The following is a 24,195-nucleotide window of genomic DNA, read 5'->3' on the forward strand; positions in this document are numbered from 1 at the left end:
CCAGGTACAATCAAGCCACACACCAAATTCGATGCGGAAGTATACGTACTTTCTAAAGAAGAGGGTGGTCGTCACACTCCATTCCTTAACGGTTACCGTCCACAGTTCTACTTCCGTACAACTGACGTAACTGGCGCGATCAAACTACAAGATGGCGTAGAAATGGTAATGCCTGGTGACAACGTAGAAATGTCAGTAGAGTTAATCCACCCGATCGCAATGGACCCAGGTCTACGTTTTGCAATCCGTGAAGGTGGTCGTACTGTAGGTGCTGGTGTTGTTGCGAAAGTAACTGCATAAGCTCCATACTGTGTTAGACTCAAATCGAAAGCTTCGGCTTTCGATTTGCTTAATAGGTCAGTAGTTCAATTGGTAGAGCGTCGGTCTCCAAAACCGAATGTTGGGGGTTCGAGTCCCTCCTGGCCTGCCACTTTTTTTAAATAAAAAAGCTTGATTCTGGCTAAGTTGTCATATAATAAGTCGCGAATTCAACGACGAGTAAAAAAATGTCGAATGATAAATCGCGTGACGCATTAAGCGACGCGCCAATCCCTCAAAGAAATAATGCAGAAGTTGTAAGTTCAAGTTCGCCATTGGATGCTGTCCTGTGGTTGGTTGCTATTGCTTTGCTAATCGGTTCTGCATTGGTAAATCAGCATTTACCTGCCTATTGGGCGCCTGCAAATGATATTTGGGTGCGCGTTGGGGTAATTTTGGCTTGTATCGTTGTCGCTTTAGGTTTATTATACGCCACCCATCAAGGTAAAGGCTTTGTGCGCTTGTTGCAAGATGCACGAATTGAACTGCGTCGAGTGACTTGGCCGACGAAACAAGAGACGATCACCACTTCGTGGCAGGTGCTCTTGGTAGTAATTATTGCATCTCTAGTGTTGTGGTGCTTTGATTATGGGTTAGGTTGGTTTATTAAGTTAATTATCGGGTAAGAGCGCCATGAAACGTTGGTATATTATTCATGCCTATTCAGGTTTTGAAAAACAAGTGATGCGTTCGCTTAATGAACGTATTCAACGTAGCACGGTAGCTGACAGCTTTGGTGAAGTCCTAGTTCCTACTGAAGAAGTAGTTGAAATGAAGGACGGTAAGAAACGTAAATCTGAACGTAAATTCTTTCCAGGCTATGTGTTAGTCGAAATGGAAATGAATGATGATACTTGGCACATTGTAAAAGAATGTCCAAAGGTTCTTGGTTTTATCGGCGGTACGCCAGAAAAACCAGCACCAATTTCTCAACGTGAAGCTGATGCGATTCTTGCTCGTGTACGTAATACTGGTGAAGCACCGCGTCCTAAGACGATGTTTGAACCAGGTGAAGAATTACTCGTTATTGATGGTCCGTTCACTGACTTTAAAGGAGTCGTGGAGGAAGTTCAGTACGAAAAGTCGCGTTTAACGTTGACGATTAATGTATTTAATCGACCAACGCAAGTTGAACTTGAGTTTCGACAAGTCGAAAAAACGATTTAATTTGAGTTGGTTGGTAAGCGCCCGATTTGATCGGGCATTGTTGTTCTAACACTTTGGTGTTGTTTAATTTTTTGGGGAGCCTGACGGCGTCTGTACCCAGAGGTAATTTTCAATGGCTAAGAAGATTGACGGCTATATCAAGCTGCAAGTTCCAGCTGGTAAAGCAAATCCATCTCCACCAATTGGTCCTGCTTTAGGTCAACGTGGTGTAAACATCATGGCATTCTGTAAAGAATTCAATGCTGCTACACAAAAACTTGAAGTTGGCTTGCCAATTCCTGTCGTGATCACTGTGTACAACGATAAATCGTTCACATTCATCATGAAAACTCCACCTGCATCTATTCTTCTTAAGAAAGCTGCTGGTATTCAAAAGGGTTCTTCTGTACCGAACAAAACTAAAGTTGGTAAGTTGACTCGTGCTCAATTGGAAGAAATTGCGACTACTAAAGAACCAGATTTAACTGGTGCTGATTTAGACGCTCGTGTGCGTACCATTGCTGGTTCTGCACGTTCTATGGGCTTGGAAGTGGAGCTATAAGACATGGCAAAGTTAACTAAACGTCAAAAAGCCATTGCTGCTGCTGTAGAGGCAAACAAAGTTTATACTTTGGAAGAAGCGGTACAAGTTCTTAACAGCCTTCCAGCTGCGAAGTTCAAAGAATCATTAGACATCTCTGTAAACCTTGGTGTTGATCCACGTAAATCTGATCAGGTTGTTCGTGGTGCGACGACTTTACCTGCAGGTACAGGTAAAACTGTACGTGTAGCAGTATTTGCTCAGGGTGCTGCTGCTGAAGCTGCAAAAGAAGCTGGTGCAGATGTTGTGGGATTTGATGACCTTGCTGAAAGCATTCAAGGTGGAAATCTTGATTTCGACGTAGTTATTGCTGCTCCTGATGCAATGCGCGTTGTTGGTAAGTTAGGTACAATTCTTGGTCCGCGTGGCTTAATGCCAAACCCTAAAGTGGGTACAGTGACTCCAGATGTTGCTAATGCAGTTAAAAATGCTAAATCTGGTCAGGCACGTTACCGTGTAGACAAGGGTGGTATCATCCACGCTGCAATCGGTCAACTTGGCTTTAGCGAAGAAGCTGTACGTCAAAACGTTGAAACTTTAATTGCAGATTTAAAACGTTTAAAACCTGCAACCTCTAAAGGTGTATACGTTAAGAAGATCACTTTAAGCTCGACTATGGGCCCAGGTCTTACTGTTGACGTAAACAACGTTTCTAAGTAATTAGACAGAATTTTAAAGCCTCGGTCTCTTTTGTTAAAAGAGGGTCCGAGCAAACTTTGAATTGATAAATGAAGGTTTATCAGCGTCAAAGACCTCAGGCGAGGCAGGTTTTAGGATTTGCTTCTTAAAATACCAGTCTGAGTAGACGCGGTGGTGTGATTTGTTACTCCTCCGCGTGTAAGTCGAAAGGCTTACGAATTGGGAGTGTGCCTGTATGGGTGCATAAATCACCGTTAGGAGGTTTTACAATGGCTCTTCTTATCGAAGACAAAAAACAGATCGTTGCTGAAGTAACTGAAGTTGCTTCTACAGCGTTCGCTGCCGTTGTTGCTGACTACCAGGGTTTAACGGTTGAGCAATTAACTGCTCTTCGTGTTGAAGCTCGTAAACTAGGTGTTGCTACACGTGTTGTACGTAATACTTTAGCTAAACGTGCTCTTCAAGATACGCAATTCTCTATCTTGAATGACAATCTGGTTGGTCCAACAATCTTAGCATTCTCAACTTCTGAAGACGATATGGGTGCAGCTGCACGCTTGTTCGAAGAATTTGCTAAAACTAACAAAGCATTTGAATTAAAAGCTGCTGCATTTGACGGCAAACTTTATCAAGGTGAAGAAGTTAGTATTATTGCAAACCTTCCGAACCACGAAAAAGCGCTTACTATGCTTGCCTCTGTTCTTCAAGCTCCTATTTCGAAATTGGGTCGTTTACTTACAGCGCTCCAAGAGAAAAACGAGTCAGAAGCTGCTTAAGCTTAAATCTACTTTCACACCATTCAATATCCATTTGGAGTTATTCTCATGGCTTTAACAAACGAACAAATCTTAGACGCAGTTGCTGAATTAAAAGTTATCGAACTTGTTGACTTAATCAAAGCATTTGAAGAGCGTTTCAATGTATCTGCTGCTGCTGTAGCTGTAGCTGCTGGTCCAGCTGCTGCTGCTGTTGAAGAGCAAACTGAATTCAACGTTGAGTTGACTTCTTTCGGTGCTAACAAAGTTGCTGTAATTAAAGCAGTTCGTGAAGCTACTGGCCTTGGTCTTAAAGAAGCTAAAGATCTTGTTGAAGGCGCTCCTGCAGTTCTTAAAGAAGGCGTTTCTAAAGAAGAAGGCGAAGAACTTAAGAAGAAGCTTGAAGAAGCTGGTGCTACAGTTACACTTAAGTAATGCTGTAGGGAGTCGATTTTTTCAAAATCGGCTCCAAAAAATGGCTGATGGCTCTTGGGTCATCAGCCTTTTTGCGTTACAATAATCGGCTCGTTTTTTGATAGTTTTACGTTCATTGTGCGTATTATTTAAACAAAATTTATGAAATCAAACGCTTACCAATATTTTTTTGCTTATAAAAATATTGTTAAGCGTTTTAATACCACTAAAATTGCAGCATTTGTAAACAGTGGTGGCCATATCGGCCTGCGTAATTCTTTCTAGACCCGTTCTGCAGGCGGGTTTAGTTTACTTTCCGAGGACTCCAGATGGCATACTCATATACCGAAAAGAAACGGATCCGTAAGAATTTTGGTAAATTGCCCCACGTAATGGAAGCACCGTACTTACTGTCGATTCAGGTCGATTCGTACCGTACATTCTTACAAGGCGGTAAAACTCCAAAAAATCGCGAAGATATCGGTCTCCAAGCCGCATTTCGTTCAGTTTTTCCTATTGAAAGTTATTCTGGCAATGCTGCTTTAGAATTTGTTGAGTATAGTCTTGGTAAGCCTGAGTTTGACGTACGTGAATGTATTTTACGTGGTTCAACTTATGCAGCACCAATGCGCGTAAAAATTCGTTTGATCATTAAAGATCGTGAAACGAAATCAATTAAAGACGTGCGTGAACAAGAAGTTTACATGGGTGAAATGCCACTCATGACCGATAACGGTACTTTCGTTATCAACGGTACTGAGCGTGTCATCGTATCTCAATTACACCGTTCACCAGGTGTATTCTTTGACCATGACAAGGGTAAAACCCACTCAAGTGGTAAAGTGTTGTATTCAGCACGTATTATTCCTTACCGTGGTTCATGGTTAGATTTTGAATTTGATGCTAAAGATTTAGTATTCGTACGTATTGACCGTCGTCGTAAGTTACTGGCAACGGTGATTCTACGTGCCTTGAATTACAGCAATGAACAAATCTTGAATTTGTTCTATGAAAAAGTACCTGTATATCTTGATATGGGTAGCTATCAAATTGATCTTGTTCCAGATCGCTTACGTGGTGAAATGGCACAATTTGATATCTTAGACAATGATGGTAAAGCGATCGTTGAACAAGGTAAACGTATTAACGCACGTCACGTACGTCAAATGGAAGCTGCGAACTTAGCCAAGCTTTCTGTACCTGATGAATATTTATATGAGCGTATTACAGCTGAAGATATCACACTGAAAAGTGGTGATGTGATTCCTGCGAATACCGTTCTTAGCCATGACATCATGGTGAAGATCGCTGAAAATGGTGTGAAGCAGTTTAACATCCTATTCACGAATGATATTGATCGTGGTTCGTTTGTTGCGGATACATTACGTGCAGATACAACAACAGGTCGTGAAGAAGCACTTGTTGAAATCTATAAAGTCATGCGTCCAGGCGAGCCGCCGACGAAAGAAGCTGCTGAAAACCTATTCAATAATTTGTTCTTCTCTTCTGAGCGTTATGACCTTTCTCCAGTGGGTCGTATGAAGTTCAACCGTCGTTTGGGGCGTCCATACGAAGTCGGTACTGACCAGAAGTCACGTGAAGTTGAAGGTATTCTGTCACACGACGATATTATTGATGTATTACGTACATTAGTAGAAATCCGTAACGGTAAAGGTGAAGTCGACGATATCGATCACTTAGGTAACCGTCGTGTACGTTCTGTGGGTGAAATGACAGAAAACCAATTCCGTGTTGGTCTAGTCCGTGTTGAACGTGCTGTGAAAGAGCGTTTAAGCCAAGCAGAAACTGATAACTTGTCTCCGCAAGATTTAATTAACGCCAAACCAGTTGCTGCGGCAATCAAAGAATTCTTTGGTTCAAGCCAATTGTCTCAGTTCATGGACCAAAATAACCCATTGTCTGAGATTACCCACAAACGTCGTGTATCTGCGCTTGGTCCTGGTGGTTTGACGCGTGAACGTGCAGGCTTTGAAGTACGTGACGTACATCAAACTCACTATGGTCGTGTTTGTCCAATTGAAACACCTGAAGGTCCAAACATTGGTTTGATCAACTCGCTTTCTGTCTATGCTAAAGCGAATGACTTCGGTTTCTTGGAAACACCATACCGTAAAGTTGTTGATGGTCGTGTGACTGATGAAGTTGAATACTTATCTGCAATTGAAGAAGTAGGCACTGTCATTGCACAAGCCGACTCAGCAGTGGATAAAGATGGCAACTTGACTGAAGAAATGGTTTCTGTCCGTCATCAAGGTGAATTTGTGCGTATGTCGCCTGAGCGCGTCACACATATGGATGTTTCTGCACAGCAGGTTGTTTCTGTTGCAGCATCATTGATTCCATTCCTTGAACACGATGATGCGAACCGTGCCTTGATGGGTTCGAACATGCAACGTCAGGCTGTTCCTACATTGCGTGCTGACAAGCCGCTTGTTGGTACAGGTATGGAAGCAAACGTAGCACGTGACTCAGGTGTGTGTGTAATCGCCAACCGCGGTGGTGCGATTGAATATGTTGATGCATCTCGTATCGTGATTCGTGTCAACGAAGATGAAATGATTGCGGGTGAAGCAGGTGTAGATATCTATAACCTGATCAAATATACACGATCAAACCAAAATACCTGTATTAACCAGAATGTCATCGTGAACCTGGGCGACAAAGTTGCTCGTGGTGATATTTTGGCTGACGGTCCATCGACTGACATGGGTGAACTTGCGCTGGGTCAAAACATGCGCGTCGCGTTCATGACATGGAACGGTTATAACTATGAAGACTCGATCTTACTTTCTGAGCGTGTGCTTCAAGAAGATCGTTTAACGTCGATTCACATTCAGGAATTGTCATGTGTCGCACGTGATACTAAGTTGGGCTCGGAAGAAATTACCGCTGATATTCCAAACGTTGGCGAAGCAGCTTTATCTAAGTTGGATGAGTCAGGTATTGTGTATATCGGTGCGGAAGTGACTGCGGGTGACATCCTTGTTGGTAAAGTCACGCCTAAAGGTGAAACTCAGTTAACACCTGAAGAAAAATTACTTCGTGCAATCTTTGGTGAAAAAGCGGCTGACGTAAAAGACTCGTCTTTACGTGTTCCATCGGGTACTAAAGGTACAGTGATTGACGTTCAAGTCTTCACACGTGATGGTTTGGAAAAAGATGAACGTGCGCAGGCAATTGAGAAAGCTCAGCTTGATGCATACCGTAAAGACTTGAAAGAAGAATACAAAATCTTCGAAGAAGCAGCACGTGAACGTATTGTTCGTTTGTTGAAAGGTCAAGAATCTAATGGTGGTGGTTCAACCAAACGCGGTGATAAACTTTCTGCAGAGGTATTGTCTGGTTTAGAGTTGGTTGATTTACTTGAAATCCAGCCAAATGATGAAGCAATTGCTGAGCGTTTAACTCAAATTCAAGTGTTCTTGAAAGAGAAGAGTTACGAGATTGACGAGAAGTTTGCTGAGAAGAAGCGTAAACTTTCTACAGGTGATGAATTAACAACTGGCGTATTGAAAGTTGTTAAGGTTTACCTGGCAGTTAAACGTCGTATCCAGCCTGGTGATAAGATGGCGGGTCGTCACGGTAACAAAGGTGTTGTATCAAACATCTTGCCAGTTGAAGACATGCCACATGATGCGAATGGTGTGCCAGTCGACATCGTATTGAACCCACTTGGTGTACCGTCACGTATGAACGTGGGTCAGATTCTTGAGACTCACTTGGGTATGGCGGCGAAAGGTCTTGGCGATAAGATCGAAAAAATGTTGAAAGAACAACGTACAGTGATTGAACTGCGTGAATTCTTAGACAAGATTTATAACAAGGTTGGTGGTGAGCAGGAAGAGCTTGATAGCTTGACTGACGCAGAAATCTTGGCGCTTTCAGGTAACTTACGTGCTGGTGTTCCATTAGCGACTCCTGTATTTGATGGTGCTGAAGAAAGCCAGATCAAAGACTTACTTGAATTGGCAGACATTTCTCGTACAGGTCAAACAGTATTGTTTGATGGTCGTACAGGTGAACAGTTTGACCGTCCTGTAACTGTAGGTTACATGTACATGCTGAAACTGAACCACTTGGTTGATGACAAGATGCATGCGCGTTCAACAGGTTCTTACTCACTTGTAACTCAACAACCGCTTGGTGGTAAAGCACAATTCGGTGGTCAGCGTTTCGGTGAGATGGAAGTCTGGGCACTTGAAGCATACGGTGCTGCATATACGCTCCAAGAAATGCTTACAGTGAAGTCGGATGACGTCGAAGGTCGTACACGCATCTATAAGAACATTGTAGATGGGAACCATTACATGGATCCGGGTATGCCTGAATCGTTCAACGTATTGACCAAAGAGATCCGTTCTTTAGGTATCAACATTGAACTGAAAAATGGTGACTAAATCCCCCTCGTTCCCCCTTTAAAAAAGGGGGGAAGTTCCCCTCTTTGAAAAGAGGGGCTTGGCGGAGATTCCATAATTTCAGTAAAAACAATATTTGTGACCCAGTCGGAAGAGCGTAGCTCCCCGACACACGGAGAAAAAAATTGAAAGACTTGCTCGATATCATGCGTAAGAAAACGGATTCAGAAGGTCATGCACCTGTTGAATTTGACCGTATCCGTATTGGTCTTGCGTCACCAGAGATGATTAAGTCATGGTCTCACGGTGAAGTTAAAAAGCCTGAAACCATTAACTACCGTACTTTTAAACCTGAACGTGATGGTTTGTTCTGTGCCAAAATTTTTGGTCCAGTCAAAGATTATGAATGCTTGTGTGGTAAATACAAGCGTATGAAATATAAAGGCGTCATTTGTGAAAAATGTGGCGTTGAAGTAACGACTGCTAAAGTTCGTCGTGAGCGTATGGGTCATATTGACCTTGCTTCTCCAGTTGCACACATCTGGTTCTTGAAATCATTACCGAGCCGTATCGGTTTACTTCTTGATATGACATTACGCGATATCGAGCGCGTATTGTATTTCGAATCTTATGTTGTTACTGATCCTGGTATGACACCGTTTGAAAAGTATCAACTTTTAAGTGACGAAGAATACTACAACGCACTTGAAGAACACGGTGATGAATTCACTGCGAAAATGGGTGCAGAAGCAATTCAAGATTTGCTTAAAGATATCGATTTAGATGCTGAAATCGCGCGTTTACGTGAAGAAATTCCACAAACGACCTCAGAAACTAAGCTGAAAAAATCGTCTAAGCGTTTGAAATTGATGGAAGCATTCAAAGATTCAAACAACAAGCCTGAATGGATGGTGATGAATGTACTGCCAGTACTACCACCAGACTTACGTCCGCTTGTACCACTTGAAGGTGGTCGTTTTGCGACTTCAGACTTAAACGATCTATATCGTCGAGTGATTAACCGTAACAACCGTTTGAAGCGTCTTTTGGACTTGGCTGCACCAGACATTATCGTACGTAACGAAAAACGTATGTTACAAGAGTCTGTTGATGCATTGCTTGATAACGGTCGTCGTGGTCGTGCAATTACAGGTTCGAACAAACGTCCATTGAAATCTTTGGCTGATATGATCAAAGGTAAACAAGGTCGTTTCCGTCAAAACTTACTTGGTAAACGTGTTGACTATTCAGGCCGTTCGGTCATTACCGTAGGTCCTACTTTACGTCTGCACCAATGTGGTCTTCCGAAGAAGATGGCACTTGAACTGTTCAAGCCATTTATTTTCGCGAAACTACAAGCTTCTGGTCAAGCAACAACCATTAAAGCTGCGAAGAAAATGGTTGAGCGTGAAACGCCGGAAGTTTGGGACGTTCTTGCCTCTGTAATTCGTCAACATCCAGTGATGTTGAACCGTGCGCCAACACTTCACCGTCTAGGTCTTCAAGCATTTGAACCTATTCTGATTGAAGGTAAGGCAATCCGTCTTCACCCACTCGTTTGTGCTGCGTTTAACGCCGACTTCGATGGTGACCAAATGGCGGTACACGTTCCATTGACATTGGAAGCGCAGCTTGAAGCTCGTGCATTGATGATGTCCACCAACAACATCCTGTCACCTGCAAATGGTGAGCCGATCATTGTACCTTCTCAGGACGTGGTCTTGGGTCTTTACTACATCACCCGTGATGCGGTAAATGCCAAGGGTGAGGGCATGGTGTTTGCCGATACTCACGAAGTTAACCGTGCATTAGCAACGGGTAAAGTTGCGATCCATGCACGTGTAAAAGTACGTGTACATCAAACCGTGATTGATGAAAATGGTCAGCGTGAACAGCAAACCATTATTGTTGATACCACACCGGGTCGTTGCTTATTGTGGGAAGTGGTTCCACAAGGTTTGAGTTTTGACATGATCAACCTTGAGATGACCAAGAAAAACATCTCAAAGCTCATCAACTCTTGCTACCGTAAATTGGGTTTGAAAGATACTGTTATCTTCGCTGACCAGTTGATGTATCTGGGCTTCCGTCAAGCGACGCGTTCAGGTGTGTCCGTCGGTATGGAAGACATGTTGATTCCACCAAACAAAGAAGCGATTATTGCTAAATCTGAAACTGAAGTTCGCGAAATTGAACAACAGTTTGAGCAAGGTTTCGTAACTGCGGGTGAGCGTTATAACAAAGTAGTCGATATTTGGGCACGTACCAACGACCAAGTTGCGAAAGCGATGATGGATAACTTGTCTTATACCCTTGTGAAAAACAAACAAGGTGAAGATGAGAAACAGAAATCATTCAACTCGATTTATATGATGTCTGACTCGGGTGCCCGTGGTAGTGCGGCGCAGATCCGTCAGCTTGCTGGTATGCGTGGTTTGATGGCGAAGCCAGATGGCTCGATCATTGAAACCCCAATTAAGGCAAACTTCCGTGAAGGTTTGACTGTACTTCAGTACTTCATTTCAACACACGGTGCGCGTAAAGGTTTGGCTGATACTGCATTGAAAACAGCGAACTCGGGTTATTTGACCCGTCGTCTTGTAGACGTGGCACAAGATTTGGTGATTACTGAATCTGACTGTGGTACAGCTGGTGGCCTAGTAATGACACCATTCATTCAGGGTGGTGATGTCATCGAGCCATTACGTGACCGCGTATTGGGTCGTGTAACTGCGGAAGATGTACGTCGTGCATCTGATGATGAAGTTGTATTACCTCGTGGTACGTTAATTGACGAGAAAATCGCAGCTCAGCTTGAAGAAGCGGGTGTCGATGAAGTTAAAGTTCGTTCAGTTATTGCGTGTGAATCTACATTCGGCGTATGTGCGCGTTGTTATGGTCGTGACCTCGCACGTGGTCATTTGGTGAACCCAGGTGAATCTGTTGGTGTAATGGCTGCACAGTCAATTGGTGAGCCAGGTACACAGTTAACCATGCGTACGTTCCACGTGGGTGGTGCTGCGAGCCGAACTTCTGCTGCGAACAGTGTTCAAGTGCGTAACAAAGGTACTGTACGTTTCCACAACGTGAAAACTGTACAACATGCCAAAGGTCACTTGGTATCGGTTTCTCGTTCAGGTGAAATTGGTATTGCGGATGACTTGGGACGTGAGCGTGAGCGTTACAAACTTCCTTATGGTGCAAGCATCTTGTTGAAAGATGGTGAAGCTGTAGAAGCTGGCGGTATCGTAGCGACTTGGGATCCGCATACACATCCATTGGTAACAGAAGTTGCTGGTAAAGCACGTTTTAGCCAGATCGCTGATGGTGTAACTGCAACCTCTAAGACGGACGATGCAACAGGTATGACCACTGTTGAAATCTTGCCTGTAACAGCACGTCCTGCTTCTGGTAAAGATTTACGTCCTGCAATCGTGTTGGATACAACCGATGGCGGCGAACAGTTCTACTTCCTGCCACAAAATACAATTGTAACTGTCCGTGATGGAGAAACGATTGGTGTGGGTGACGTTATTGGTCGTGTACCACAGGAATCTTCTCGTACCCGTGATATTACAGGTGGTCTGCCACGCGTAGCTGACTTGTTCGAAGCACGTAAACCGAAAGAGCATGCGATTCTGGCAGAAGTGTCTGGTATCGTGAGCTTTGGTAAAGAGACCAAAGGTAAGAACCGTTTAGTGATTACACCAGATGATGGCTCGGAAATTTATGAAGAGCTGATTCCGAAATGGCGTACCATGAACGTGTTTGAAGGCGAGCATGTCAACCGTGGTGAAACGGTGTCTGATGGCCCACAAAACCCACATGACATCTTACGTTTGAAAGGTGAAGTGGCATTAACCAACTATATCGTGAACGAAGTTCAGGACGTTTACCGTCTGCAAGGTGTAAAAATCAACGATAAGCACATTGAAGTTGTTGTACGTCAAATGTTGCGTAAAGTTGATATCACTGATGGCGGTGATACAAGTTTCATTAAGGGCGAGCAAGTGGATTACATCCGCGTTGTTCAAGAGAACCAAGCTGTCTTGGCTCAGAACAAGTTCCCTGCGAAGTTTGAACGTCAATTAATGGGTATCACCAAAGCATCGCTTTCTACTGACTCATTCATTTCTGCTGCATCGTTCCAGGAAACAACACGCGTGTTAACTGAAGCTGCTGTAACAGGTAAAGAAGATGATTTACGTGGCTTAAAAGAAAACGTTGTTGTGGGTCGCTTGATCCCAGCGGGTACGGGTCTTGCGTACCACTTAGAGCGTCGTCGTCAAGAGGCTGAAGCTGCGGAGTTTGAACTTCATAACGATTTCAGTGAAGTTGACCAGGCATTTAGTCAAGCGTTGAACTCAGACCAGTTCTAAGTTCCAGCAAATCAAAAAAGGCACCTTGCGGTGCCTTTTTTGTGGAAAAAACAAGCAAATGTTACATAAACACATTACAGCATTAGCACTTGATTACTTAATCAAGGTAAATGCTTCATGAAAGCAGTCTATGCTACTTTCAATTGAGAGAGGAGAAGTTCTAATGAAAAAAATGATGATGATTGTGGGTGTTGGTCTAATGTCAACCACATTGTTTGTGGGTTGCCAAAATGTAAGTCCAGAAAATAAGCGTATTGGTTCGGCTGCCATTGGGGGTGGTGCAGGTGGTGCTGTCGGAAAAGGTCTAGGCGGTAATATTGGCGCTGGACTGGGTGCGGCGATTGGTGCGGGTGTTGCTGCCAATGCAAAAGGTGCAAATAGTAAAAACACCAGAAACAGTGCGATTGGTGCTGGTGTGGGTGCGGCTCTGGGTGGTGCAGTTCTGGGTGGAGAGGCTGGTGCTGCGGTAGGTGGCGCACTGGGCGGTAGTGCTGGCGCAGCTTATGGTGAGAAAAAAGGCAAATACTAAATACTAGAATTTAGAAGTACGCCAAGTATTGTTTAAAAATTAGGAAGAAGCCCTTGTCTAGGATAAGGGCTTCTTTTCGTCATTTAAAGCGTCAACTTAATGATGATAAAAATGGAAAGTCGTTACAAAACATTAATCGATTTGGACATTCTAATAACACAATCAGATCAAATTCCCCATAAAAGAAGATTATGCTTTTTATTAGAACCAACAGGAGTGAGTATAGTCATGAAAAAAACAATGGGTTTAGTTTCTACTTTGATGTTATCGGCGGTGATGTTTACAGGCTGCCAGAATATGAGTGCGTCTGACCAGCGTATTGGTGCGGCGGCACTGGGTGGTGCTGTTGGTGGTGGTGTAGGTAACCATGTCGGTGGTAGTCTTGGTGCAGGTGTCGGTGCGGCAGCGGGCGCAGGTGTCGGTGCAAACGCCAAGGGTGGCAGCAGCAACTCAACCACAAGTAGTGCAATTGGCGCAGGTATTGGTTCTGTGATTGGTAAATCAATCTTTGGTGGTGATTCTGGGGCTGCGATTGGTGGCGCAATCGGTGGTGGTGCTGGTGCAGCCATTCAGGAGAAGAAAAGATAATTTCTCAGATTCAAAAATGCCTGCAAAACCTTGCAGGCATTTTTATATGCGTAAAATTAAGCACTGGCTTTGGGCTTTTTCAGACGGATATACAGAACCTTTTCAACCTCTGCAATTCGTGTTCCCGCATCATCCACAACGTTCAATGTATAGTTTCGAAACACAGGTTCATGATTTTCAGCCAGTTGCTTAATTTCCGCAATTTCAGTGGCACTGAGCTGTATATCCGCATAGACGGTGCTGCGACCTGGTGACAGGAAATTAATCGAGGCACTTTTATCCCACACAATGTATTTATGGCCTAAATGGTGCATCAGGATCAGCATATAAAATGGATCAACCATTGAGTATAAACTTCCACCAAAATGTGTCCCAACAATGTTACGGTTTTTTCGGGTGAGCGGCATTTTGACACGGATGTGGTAATTGTCCATATCAATGGTTTCAATTGTGATTCCTGCACCACGGTAAGGTGAGTAGTGGTTGATCATAAATTTACAAACCACAGGAATGGTTCGAATTTTTTTGAAAATGTCTTTCATGGTCAATTTTTTTTCTTGCAACTCTATTCATAGTCCATAAGTATCATTTTTATTGTATCGGTGGCAATGGCTTTTTTATGACCATGCCGACTGAAAAAATGGGAAAGAATTATGCAAGCACAAGTAAAAACCGTCACCACTTCTGATCAGCAAACACTTTGTGTCAAGACATGGGGTGATGAGAAAAACACACCATTGGTGCTGGTACATGGCTATCCAGACAATCAGGAAGTATGGGAACCGATTATTGAGAAGTTGGTAAATGACTATTTTGTCGTGACCTACGATGTTCGTGGTGCAGGGTTATCTTCCATTCCTAAACGCATCAAGCATTATCGTTTGCCACGTTTGTCACTGGATTTGCAGGAAGTGGTTGATCAGGTTCTGCCAAACCGTAATTTCCATATGGCAGCGCATGACTGGGGTTCTATACAGTCGTGGGAATCGGCAACTGAGCCAAAATTAAAGGGTCGCTTATTATCCTATACTACCATTTCGGGACCTTGCCTGGATCACGCCTCTCTGTATCTACGTGAGAAATTTAAGTCCGCTCCAAGCAATGTCTTGAAGATGCTGACTAAATCATGGTACATCGGCGCATTCCATTTACCATTGCTTGCACCAACAGCATGGACATTCTTTAGTCCAGAGAAATGGGGCAAGATTTTAAGTGGTCTGGAGAAAAAACAGGATCTACCATTAAATGCCAATATTGTGGCGGATGGTAAATATGGAATCAATCTGTACCGTGCCAACTTTATTCCATCCCTGACCCAGCCACGCCAGCGTTATGCACAGTGTCCTGTGCAGGCAATTGTATTGAAGCGGGATGCTTTCGTAAGCCCTGAATACATTACGGAATCCATGCCAAAATGGGTTGAGGAATTTGAATATGTTGAGCTGGATGCGAATCACTGGGCGGTACTGAGTCAGCCAGAAAAAATTGCCGATTATATTCGCCAATTTATCGTGAAAAATGCATAAATAAAAATCAACTGACGGCAATCGCGGAATTTAAACTCTGGTAGAATGGCGCCCTCGTTTCATTTAGTTCAAAGTTATGTTCGCGATTATTGCAGCGGTTGCTGTTATGTTCGGCCTATCCCTGGGGCGGGTTCCAGTTGTTTTTGCACTTGTAATTGGAGCTTTAACGGGAGGTTTGTTGGCAGGTCTGGGGGTACAGGGTACGTTAGATGCATTTAATAATGGTCTAGGCGGCGGTGCTCAGATCGCACTTGCTTATGGGGTGCTCGGTGCTTTCGCTTTGGCGCTTGCCCGTTCTGGCTTACCTGATTTACTTGCCTATAAATTGGTTAAAAGTCTAAAAAATGATGCAGATAATCGTACCCAGAAGAAAATGAAATTTCTCATTTTTCTTACAGTTGGTGCGGCTGCGGTGGCATCGCAAAATGTCATTCCAGTACATATTGCGTTCATTCCTGTCCTGATACCACCATTATTGATTGTTTTCAACCATCTACGCCTGGATCGTAGAGCGATTGCGTGTGTGCTGACGTTCGGTTTGGTCGCAACGTACATGTTTTTGCCAATGGGGTTTGGTGCGATCTTCCTGAATGATATTTTGGGACACAACATTAACCATTTTGGTCAAAGCTACGGCTTTCATATCAGCAATGATCAAATTCCGCGAGCAATGCTGATCCCTGTATCAGGAATGTTCCTGGGGATGTTAACAGCGGTTTTTATCAGCTACCGTAAACCGCGAGATTATGAGGACAAGGCCTTGCATAATGTTGCACGTAGTATCGTGGGTGAAATGACCCAGGAGCAGCAAGCACCCCAGATTGCAAAGTTCACGTTATTCATGGCTGCATTTGCCATTCTTGCAACGATTGTCGTACAGCTCTATTCAGATTCAATGATTGTCGCGGGCTTGGTCGGTGTGGCAATCCTGAGTTGTGCTGGAATCTTTAAATGGAAAGAAGCCGATGATGTGATTGTGACAGGTATGCGTATGATGGCACTGGTTGGTTTTACCATGATTGCTGCACAAGGTTTTGCTGCGGTCATTGAAGCAACCAATCAGGTTCCTGAGCTTGTGAAAGCAACAGCAGGCTGGATTGGGGACAGTAAGGCCCTGGCTGCCTTTGTCATGCTCTTGGTTGGTCTTTTGATCACACTTGGTATCGGTTCTTCATTTTCTACCGTACCGATCCTGGCTATCATGTATGTGCCATTATGTTTGCAGTTTGGTTTTAGTCCGATGGCAACGATCGCAATTATTGGGACTGCCGCCGCACTGGGTGATGCGGGTTCTCCAGCCTCTGATTCGACTTTGGGACCAACCGCTGGTTTGGGTGTTGATGGTCAACATGATCACATTTGGGATACTGTTGTGCCAACATTTATACACTTTAATATCCCACTGCTTATTTTTGGCTGGATTGCTGCAATGGTTTTATAAAAAATTAAAACAATGTTTAGGCTCTATTTTAGAGCCTTTTTTATTGATGGAGGCCAAATTAAAAGCTGAACAGCAAATCTGCCAGAATATTGGACTGAATGATGTTGATATAAAACTGGCAACCATCTATCAGATTATCCTGCTGCATTGCCAATGGGCGGGCGGGATGCAGAAAAGGACAAGCAGTTCCAGTGGTTAAAGCAGCGTAACTCCTATGGGGCCAATACACCATGCCTGAAACGTGCCTATGCACAGCAACAGTTGCAGCTTGACCAGTTGTTGCAGGATCGCGTAGTTGAGTCATGGGCCATTTTAATGGCGTGCGCGTATAAAAAATTTAGTCATAAGCATTGAAAAATCATAGAAATACTCCATTCATAAATCATTCTAAATTTAAGCCTCACAAATAAGGAGTGATTTATGAGTGAACAAGCCTCAAAAAATTATAGTTTCCAAGCTGAAGTTGCTCAGTTATTGCATTTGGTGACGCATTCCCTCTATTCCAATCCTGAAATTTTCCTGCGTGAATTGATTTCCAATGCATCAGATGCCTGCGATAAGCTGCGTTTTGAGGGGATCAACCATCCTGAATATTATGAAAATGATCCAGACCTGCATGTTCGTGTCATTCTGGATAAAGACAACAAGACCTTGACCATTTCAGATAACGGTATTGGTTTAAGCCAGCAGGAAGCGATTGACAACCTTGGTACCATTGCAAAATCAGGCACCAAGGACTTTATGTCCAAACTGACAGGTGACCAGAAAGCCGATGCGCAACTGATTGGCCAGTTTGGTGTGGGTTTCTATTCGGGCTTTATTGTTGCCGATAAAATCACGGTGGAGTCCCGTCGTGCGGGGCTGGATGCGGCCGAGGGTGTGCGCTGGATCAGTGGTGGTACAGGCGAGTTTGAAGTTCAGCAAATTCATAAAGCGAGCCGTGGTAGCGACATCATTCTGCATTTACGTGATGATGCGCTGGAATATCTTGAGTCGTGGAAAGTTAAACAGATCATCAATAAATATTCAGACCATATTAGTCTGCCAATTGAAATGCAAAAAGAGGTTTGGCAAGAGGAAGAGGTTGCCGAGGGTGAGGAGCCTAAAGGTGGCCAGATGGTCAAAACCGATGAATGGGAAGCGATTAACTCAGCAAGTGCGTTATGGACACGTAATAAGAGTGAAATCACTGATGAGCAATACATCGAGTTTTATAAAAACCTGAGCCATGATTTTGCAGAGCCTTTGGCATGGGCGCATAACCGTGTTGAGGGCAGCACCGAATATACCCAGTTGCTGTATATCCCAAGTCAGGCGAAGCAGGACTTGTTCACGCGTGAGGCAAAGGCGGGCATCAAGCTCTATGTTAAACGTGTATTCATCATGGATGAAGCAGACAACCTGATTCCAAACTACTTGCGTTTCGTTCAGGGCGTGGTGGACAGTGCCGATTTACCGCTGAATGTCAGCCGTGAATTGTTACAAGAAAGCCGTGATGTCAAAACCATTCGTGAGGGCAATGCTCGCCGTGTTCTAACCTTATTGGATGGCCTGGCAAAATCGGAAGATGAGAAAGATCAGGAAAAATTCAAGACCTTCTACACTGAATTTGGTTCAGTGTTAAAAGAAGGTCTGGGTGAAGATATGGCTAACCGTGAGCGTATCTTAAAGCTGTTACGTTATGCGACATCGACCAATGATGAAATCTCAACCTCTTTGGCTGACTATAAAGCCCGCATGAAAGAGGGGCAGAAAGCCATTTATTATGTGACAGCAGATAACTTAACCGCCGCGAAAAATTCACCACAGCTTGAAGTGTTCAAGAAAAAAGGCATCGAAGTGTTACTCATGGCAGACCGTGTCGATGAGTGGGCAATGAATTTTGTCTTTGAGTTTGATGGGACACCATTACAGAACGTGTCTAAAGGTGCGGTGGATTTAGGTGATCTACAGGATGCGGATGAGAAAAAGGCGCTTGAGGAAGCGGCTGAACAGTTTAAACCTGTGGTGGAGCGTTTAAGCACTTCATTGAAGGACAAAACCAAGGAAGTCCGTGTGACCACCCGTTTGGTTGACTCACCTGCATGTTTGGTCACCAGTGAGGGTGAACTCTCTCCACAGTTGATCCGTATGCTGAAACAGGCAGGTCAGGCGGTTCCTGAAAGCAAGCCAACGCTGGAAATTAATCCTGAACATCCATTAGTCAAAAAACTGGAAAGCTCAGCACAGTTTGATGACCTTGCCAACGTGATTTTTGATCAGGCGGTGATTGCCGAGGGCGGCTTGCCAGAAGACCCTGCGGCTTATGTCAAACGCATCAATAGCCTGTTGTTGAAGTAGCCCCTTAAATAATAAAAACCTCTGATCCGTCAGAGGTTTTTTGTCTCTATGGATAACATTGAAGTTATCCACAATTATGCTGGTGTTTTCATCAGAACAATGTTTCAAAGCGAATAAAAGTACTGACATAATGGCTACGGTCTTCGCGGTGGTCATTGAAGTAGTTCAGGCCGCCCTGTACATAGAACCATTCACGCCATAGCGGTTGACGCCATGAAACAAAAGGCCCCCAGCTATTGAGGCGCAGGTTGTTGTCATTGTAATAACCCCCAGTATAAATGCCATAGTTGAAATTATTGTGGGCAAAAAATTGATGCTGGCGGAATGTACGGTTGTCCCATCTTAAATCATCATCTTGTGTATCAGCATAGGTCAAACTGAGCTGATTTGATAAAAAAGGTTGGTTTGGGCGTGCGTGAATCAGTTCTAAATTTGTTCGAAGATAGTTTTCACTTTTACTGCCATAGCGATAAATCTGTTCGGCGTTGAAATGGAAGTCATTGCGTAGAGTCCAGTTTTTCTTAGCTCTTAAACGTAGATAGACATCATCGCCTGAACGGATACCAATATCGGCATCGGTCTCAAAAGGCAGTCGCTTGGAGAAATTTGAAAAACGTAGCGCAATAGAGCCGTTGTTATCTCGTGCCTGTTTGGAATCTAGCCTTTTGCTGGTGTCCTGATTCGGTTGATTGTTGATATTGGCAATATTGTTGTCAAACTCATCGTCCAGCGTATCATCACCGAAGACCAGACTCAGGCGTTTCTCCAGAGTTGGGAGCTTGATCTTCCCTCGAATACGGGGTTTCACCTCGTAATTGTCATATTCATTCCAGTAATTATCGAGCATAAAGCGGATGGTGGCGGAAGCAGGCTTTTCTGGATCTATCTCCCCAAACCAGTCATCAATCTTAACTGAGGTGCGGTCAGTCCATTCGCGGATAGTGCGCTGTTTGCGATCAATCCATGTTCTGTCTTCCGTTTCCTCCGTTGGCGGCACAATCGGCTGATTGGACTGTTCAGGAAAAACAGTTGGGGTCGCATCCACCCATTTTGGAATATAGTCCAGAAAATTTTCAGATGTCGCCGCTTCTGTCTGTGGAGGTTGGGGCTGCGGTGGATTCTGTGGCTCAGTGTTTGAAGCCGCATAGACCATGCTGGCTGAACCTAAAGAGCACGCCATAAAGCTATAAAATAGAGGTCGTGACACTGTTTTTGGGAAAATCATCATAATGCAGGGTTATATATTGTTCTTACCCCCATTCTTGATGATTTACTGAATAAAATCAAGTGATAGACACAAAAAGTAGTCATATCAACAAAGCTTGTTGACACTTGGTTGGAGGATATTTCAGAGGTAGATAGTGAACAGGTCAATCAGTGGAAAATAAGGGCTTGCAATAAAAGTCCATCATCTCCAGCCACAACTGGAATGTTGTAGGAAAAAATGATGGACTAAGGGGTAAAATTTAGGATGGTTTTAAGATGATTCTGAGGCCGCACTGCTTTCCAGTGCCTGATAAAGGTCATGTACAGAAATGGGTTGTGGCAGGCGGCTAATCACCTGACGGATCAGTTGCCAGGTATATCCCTCGGCACGGTCCAGCAATAGGTATGGATAGGCCTGGTCTTCACTGGATAGCCTAACGCGTTCCGAACCGTGAATGATGCGGATTTTCTGGCGTTCCCTTAACAGGATAACAGGGGTTAGGAACGTTGCCGCAGTTTCCTCGAATGGAATGAATTTCTGAGTATTGATAAATGATACAGGGATATAAGGATATACCCGCTGGTCGCGCTGCCAGACCAGAGTACCATTCATGACACATTCATTAAACAGGGTTTCATGCTGGTGGTAATGCTGCTTGAAATTTGTCCAGCTGGTCTGATGGATGGAGCTGGTTGTGGTGTGACGCTGGTCGGTATAGGCCTGTAGGATGGTGGTCGCATATTCAATGTTGTGTGTACCCACGAGCACCACATAATGCGAGAACTGGCCCTGTGCATACAACTGCTCTGCAATAAAAACCTGTGCAGATTCCCAGATTGGCTGTGCGTCATTCTCTGCCTTGAGATAGAGCCAGTCGATTTTAATGTTCTGGTAAATGTCATTGTGCAGATCAACACGGTAAAGCGAAGGGAATGTACGTGCGTCAACACGTTCCAGACGACAGAGCAAACCATCCAGATTAAAGTCTTTCAGTGCAATTGGCTTGGCCTTGTTCAGGTTTGCTACGGGGCGTACATTCTGTTTAAAACCAGATTTGGCGCGTGTGGCGGTCGCCGTGGATGCAACAGGTTGTATTTTTTCCTGAATAAGTGCTTCCAGTTGAATCTGAAAGTTCGCTGTTTCCTCTCTCATTATAGATAGCGCATCCTTATGAGCTGCCTGACCTGAAAGGCCATCTGCCGAATTCTGTTGCATGGGTTCCAGAACAGGGATGAGGTGGTCAAGCTCATCATCTGTTTTTACATAGTCGCTGGCATGGCGCTGTAGCCATTTTAACGCATCCTGAGATGAGTTCATCCACGGGCTTTTAAGGAAAGACAGGGCAGGGCGAATCACCCACACTTGCCAGTGCTGTGCCTGACGTAAGGCGGCCCAGCCCATGTCCCCAGAAGCAAACAGGGCATTTTCAACGCGCCCCATAAAGTTAAAGGTGCCACGATAGGTCATGGTGTAGCCATAATCTGCGAGTTCTTCTGCGGAAAAATCTTCATTCTGGATAAATTGTTTGAACGGGATCAACTGGTCCTGAAAGGCAGGGTCATCACAAGATGCACAAATGTCTTTAATACGTTGTTTTGATTTTGCAATTTCAAAAAGCGAAGTTTTATTGTCATTGAGCCTATCAATGAGAGTTTTGAGCTCATCAACCAAAAGAGCTTTCTCTAATACGTCCATCAATAGTTTCCTTAGAGATAGGCTTGAGCCTGTTTTAAATAGTGAAGCAGTACAATATTGACAGCAATCCCTAACAGTCTGTATTCAGTTGTAGTCGTTGAGGTATGCTGTTTCGCCCACGTTACAAGCTGTTCAATGCATATTTGTTCTGGTGGGGTCCGACCTTTAATGAGGGCTTGTAACGCTTGCATTTCCATAACAAAAGAATGTCACTTTATGACGATTATAGAAGAAAACAATGCAAAATCCATAGCCTATAAGTTAGTAAAAAATCTCATTTAGCTATTCCAAATAGAGAAATTGTTCATGGTTTAGCTTTGAAAATAAAAACATTTTAAAAGTATGCATCGGTTAATTAGATCATAAAACTAAATTTTATCTGTAAATTTATGGCTGAGTTGTGACTAGCCGCACATATCTGCTGGTGAAAAGCCGAGCAAACAGGACCGCTGAAAAAATGACGGAATGATGACCCTGGATAAAAGGTGGTTTTTCGATGATAAAAGTTTGATATAAAAAGGAATTATACAGGCCTGTATATGAGTGGGTAAGCTTCGGACTGATGTTGAAGCTTACCCAATGACCAGCATTATTGAGGCTTGATTTCGCAACTTTCATCATTACATTGCGCAGCAGCATCCTGCTCAATTTCTGTTATTGCCGACTGCGCCTGTTGCAGCGCCTGCAAGAAAATCTCACGTGGCTGTGCACCAGAAAGTGTGAGTTTCTGGTCAAACACGAAAAACGGTACCCCTGTGATATTGAGCTGTTCGCGGGCAATTTTTTCATCGTGACGAACGAAATCGGTCAATTCATCTGAATCAAGCACATACTCGACTTTGGCATTGTCCAAACCAATCCGTGAGGCAATTTCCTCAACCACCTCACGCTCACCAATCGCCAAGCCCTCAGTCATGTAGGCATGGAAAAAGGCCTCTTCTGCCTCATTGCCCAGACCCTTGCTCTGTGCCAGATGGATGATGCGGTGGGCATTGAAGCTGTTGCCCGAGTTGGCTTTCTGCCATTGAAAATCAATGCCTTCAGTAGCCGCCATTGCAGCTACATGACGTTGCATCTCCTCCATTTCGGCATAGCTTCGGCCATATTTTCTGGCTAGGCGCTCAGTATTGGAGCCCTCATGTTTTGCAGGTGCGTTTGGGTCAAGTTCATAACTGTGCCAATGCACCTCCAGTTCAATACCTGCCTCTGCCGCCACATGTTCAAGACGTTTTTTACCGATATAACAAAAAGGACAGACCACATCTGACCAAATATCCACACGCATGGAATATCTCTACAATTTCAGTTAATTTGATAATAGGGGCGTAACTACGAAATTTAAAGCAATGAAAATGTAATGCTCCGTTACGAGAAATGAAATAAAAATCAATTAACAGTCTATGTTTGATTGATTAAACTTAAATTCAGAACATAAAAAATATAAATATACTTGGAGGCTGTATGCGCCGTTTTTTATTCTTGCTTGGGCTTGTGGTGATCTGTATCGGTTCTTTTCTTCTCTATCAACATCAATTACAGCAACGTGCTGCTGACAGTAAACAGATGTTTGAAGTGGTGATGGCTGAGAAAATGCGTGAGTTATATGATCAAGCGCAGGATTGGAGCAAGCCTATACAACTCAATGTGCATGATGATCGTTTATCTGGTGATTATAAGTTGATGTCCGAATTTCTACTTAGTTATTGGATGCAAAATGTTGAGGCAAGAAACGCTTATTTAAGGCAACTCAAAGCAGCAAATTGGGATACTTTTTTAGATGTCGAACGTTTAGATCAAGACCGTCAAAAAGGTTATCGTGAGACTGAAAAAATGCTTCATGATGTTCGAAAAATCTCGACTGAATACGGAATAAACAGACAGAAAATACAGGCAGATTCACTTGAACAAGCAAAAAATCTTGCCATTCATAATGAAATGAGAAAATCCTTACAAGAAAAATTGCAAAATAACCTGAAAACAGACAAGGAGCATGACATTTTTCCGATTGAACAACAAGTTATTGAGAAAGCACAAGCGATGTTTGATATGTTAAAAACTTACCCTTGGCAAAGAGAAGATAACAAGATTCTTTTTAAGGAAACAGCACAAGTCAAAAAATTTAATGCACTTTATCAAGATGTGCTCAGCTTAAATCAGAAGATGGATAAAATTAAGCAAAACAATGTTGAAGTATTAGATCAAGAATTATAATTTCGTGATGCAATGGTGCCTTGTATACAT

Annotated in this window: 19 protein-coding genes, 1 tRNA gene and 2 pseudogenes; 17 read left to right on the forward strand and 5 right to left on the reverse strand. The window is 43.6% G+C overall.

Annotated elements, in window-relative coordinates; all coding sequences use genetic code 11:
* The 12 genes and pseudogenes from B4H32_RS07115 to B4H32_RS07170 form a co-directional block, all read left to right on the forward strand.
* Positions 1-300 (forward strand): annotated as a pseudogene (locus B4H32_RS07115) (elongation factor Tu); the annotation flags it as partial.
* Between the two features lie 54 nt (positions 301-354).
* Positions 355-430: transfer RNA gene (locus tag B4H32_RS07120), tRNA-Trp, on the forward strand.
* Positions 431-506: 76 nt separating this feature from the next.
* Complete coding sequence (secE, locus tag B4H32_RS07125) at positions 507-944, forward strand: preprotein translocase subunit SecE (protein ID WP_004680738.1); 438 nt, start codon at positions 507-509, stop codon at positions 942-944.
* Positions 945-951: 7 nt separating this feature from the next.
* A complete protein-coding gene (gene nusG, locus B4H32_RS07130; protein WP_004680737.1) occupies positions 952-1,485 on the forward strand; it encodes a transcription termination/antitermination protein NusG in 534 nt (177 codons plus the stop codon).
* Positions 1,486-1,597: 112 nt separating this feature from the next.
* A complete protein-coding gene (gene rplK / locus B4H32_RS07135; RefSeq protein ID WP_004637639.1) occupies positions 1,598-2,026 on the forward strand; it encodes a 50S ribosomal protein L11 in 429 nt (142 codons plus the stop codon).
* A gap of 3 nt (positions 2,027-2,029) precedes the next feature.
* Positions 2,030-2,725, forward strand: a complete 696-nt coding sequence (rplA, locus tag B4H32_RS07140) for a 50S ribosomal protein L1 (protein WP_004674343.1) — start codon at positions 2,030-2,032, stop codon at positions 2,723-2,725.
* Between the two features lie 248 nt (positions 2,726-2,973).
* Positions 2,974-3,480, forward strand: a complete 507-nt coding sequence (rplJ, locus tag B4H32_RS07145; protein WP_004659354.1) for a 50S ribosomal protein L10 — start codon at positions 2,974-2,976, stop codon at positions 3,478-3,480.
* 48 nt (positions 3,481-3,528) lie between these two features.
* On the forward strand, positions 3,529-3,894 hold the full coding sequence (gene rplL / locus B4H32_RS07150) for a 50S ribosomal protein L7/L12 (protein ID WP_004659350.1): 366 nt from the start codon (positions 3,529-3,531) through the stop codon (positions 3,892-3,894).
* A 308-nt stretch (positions 3,895-4,202) separates the two neighbouring features.
* Entirely contained in the window at positions 4,203-8,291 is a 4,089-nt protein-coding gene (gene rpoB / locus B4H32_RS07155) for a DNA-directed RNA polymerase subunit beta (protein ID WP_004680736.1), read from the forward strand.
* A 143-nt stretch (positions 8,292-8,434) separates the two neighbouring features.
* Positions 8,435-12,628, forward strand: a complete 4,194-nt coding sequence (gene rpoC / locus B4H32_RS07160) for a DNA-directed RNA polymerase subunit beta' (protein WP_286801064.1) — start codon at positions 8,435-8,437, stop codon at positions 12,626-12,628.
* 163 nt (positions 12,629-12,791) lie between these two features.
* The gene (locus B4H32_RS07165) at positions 12,792-13,157 is read left to right on the forward strand and encodes a hypothetical protein (protein WP_004674348.1); all 366 of its coding nucleotides are present in this window, start codon (positions 12,792-12,794) and stop codon (positions 13,155-13,157) included.
* A 228-nt stretch (positions 13,158-13,385) separates the two neighbouring features.
* Positions 13,386-13,745, forward strand: a complete 360-nt coding sequence (locus B4H32_RS07170) for a YMGG-like glycine zipper-containing protein (RefSeq protein WP_004680733.1) — start codon at positions 13,386-13,388, stop codon at positions 13,743-13,745.
* Positions 13,746-13,801: 56 nt separating this feature from the next.
* Here the strand turns inward: B4H32_RS07170 and B4H32_RS07175 are convergent, their stop codons facing one another.
* Complete coding sequence (locus B4H32_RS07175; RefSeq protein WP_010589263.1) at positions 13,802-14,308, reverse strand: DUF4442 domain-containing protein; 507 nt, start codon at positions 14,306-14,308, stop codon at positions 13,802-13,804.
* A 90-nt stretch (positions 14,309-14,398) separates the two neighbouring features.
* On the opposite strand from B4H32_RS07175, the gene B4H32_RS07180 reads away from it, so the two are divergent.
* The 4 genes and pseudogenes from B4H32_RS07180 (at position 14,399) to htpG (ending at position 19,052) form a co-directional block, all read left to right on the forward strand.
* Complete coding sequence (locus tag B4H32_RS07180; RefSeq protein ID WP_004674351.1) at positions 14,399-15,271, forward strand: alpha/beta fold hydrolase; 873 nt, start codon at positions 14,399-14,401, stop codon at positions 15,269-15,271.
* Positions 15,272-15,347: 76 nt separating this feature from the next.
* Positions 15,348-16,712 carry a Na+/H+ antiporter family protein gene (locus tag B4H32_RS07185; RefSeq protein ID WP_004680731.1) on the forward strand — a complete coding sequence of 455 codons (1,365 nt, stop codon included), beginning with the start codon at positions 15,348-15,350 and terminating at the stop codon, positions 16,710-16,712.
* Positions 16,713-16,758: 46 nt separating this feature from the next.
* A pseudogene (locus B4H32_RS07190) lies at positions 16,759-17,028 on the forward strand (lysozyme inhibitor LprI family protein).
* A gap of 104 nt (positions 17,029-17,132) precedes the next feature.
* Entirely contained in the window at positions 17,133-19,052 is a 1,920-nt protein-coding gene (htpG, locus tag B4H32_RS07195) for a molecular chaperone HtpG (protein WP_004756323.1), read from the forward strand.
* A 91-nt stretch (positions 19,053-19,143) separates the two neighbouring features.
* Here htpG and B4H32_RS07200 read toward each other — a convergent pair whose 3' ends face one another.
* From B4H32_RS07200 to B4H32_RS07215, 4 genes are all read right to left on the reverse strand, one after another.
* Positions 19,144-20,205, reverse strand: a complete 1,062-nt coding sequence (locus B4H32_RS07200) for a hypothetical protein (RefSeq protein ID WP_414630953.1) — start codon at positions 20,203-20,205, stop codon at positions 19,144-19,146.
* Between the two features lie 324 nt (positions 20,206-20,529).
* Positions 20,530-21,954 carry a hypothetical protein gene (locus tag B4H32_RS07205; protein ID WP_004680727.1) on the reverse strand — a complete coding sequence of 475 codons (1,425 nt, stop codon included), beginning with the start codon at positions 21,952-21,954 and terminating at the stop codon, positions 20,530-20,532.
* Between the two features lie 11 nt (positions 21,955-21,965).
* Positions 21,966-22,151 (reverse strand): hypothetical protein, encoded by a 186-nt coding sequence (locus tag B4H32_RS07210; RefSeq protein ID WP_004680726.1) that lies wholly within the window; start codon positions 22,149-22,151, stop codon positions 21,966-21,968.
* A 392-nt stretch (positions 22,152-22,543) separates the two neighbouring features.
* Positions 22,544-23,239, reverse strand: a complete 696-nt coding sequence (locus tag B4H32_RS07215) for a DsbA family oxidoreductase (RefSeq protein ID WP_286801080.1) — start codon at positions 23,237-23,239, stop codon at positions 22,544-22,546.
* Between the two features lie 176 nt (positions 23,240-23,415).
* Between B4H32_RS07215 and B4H32_RS07220 the strand changes: the two genes are divergently transcribed.
* Positions 23,416-24,165 carry a hypothetical protein gene (locus B4H32_RS07220; RefSeq protein WP_004680724.1) on the forward strand — a complete coding sequence of 250 codons (750 nt, stop codon included), beginning with the start codon at positions 23,416-23,418 and terminating at the stop codon, positions 24,163-24,165.
* The last annotated feature ends 30 nt before the right edge of the window (positions 24,166-24,195 follow it).

Origin of the sequence: Acinetobacter sp. UBA2063, assembly GCF_002333245.1 — a bacterium.
Lineage (GTDB): Bacteria > Pseudomonadota > Gammaproteobacteria > Pseudomonadales > Moraxellaceae > Acinetobacter > Acinetobacter parvus.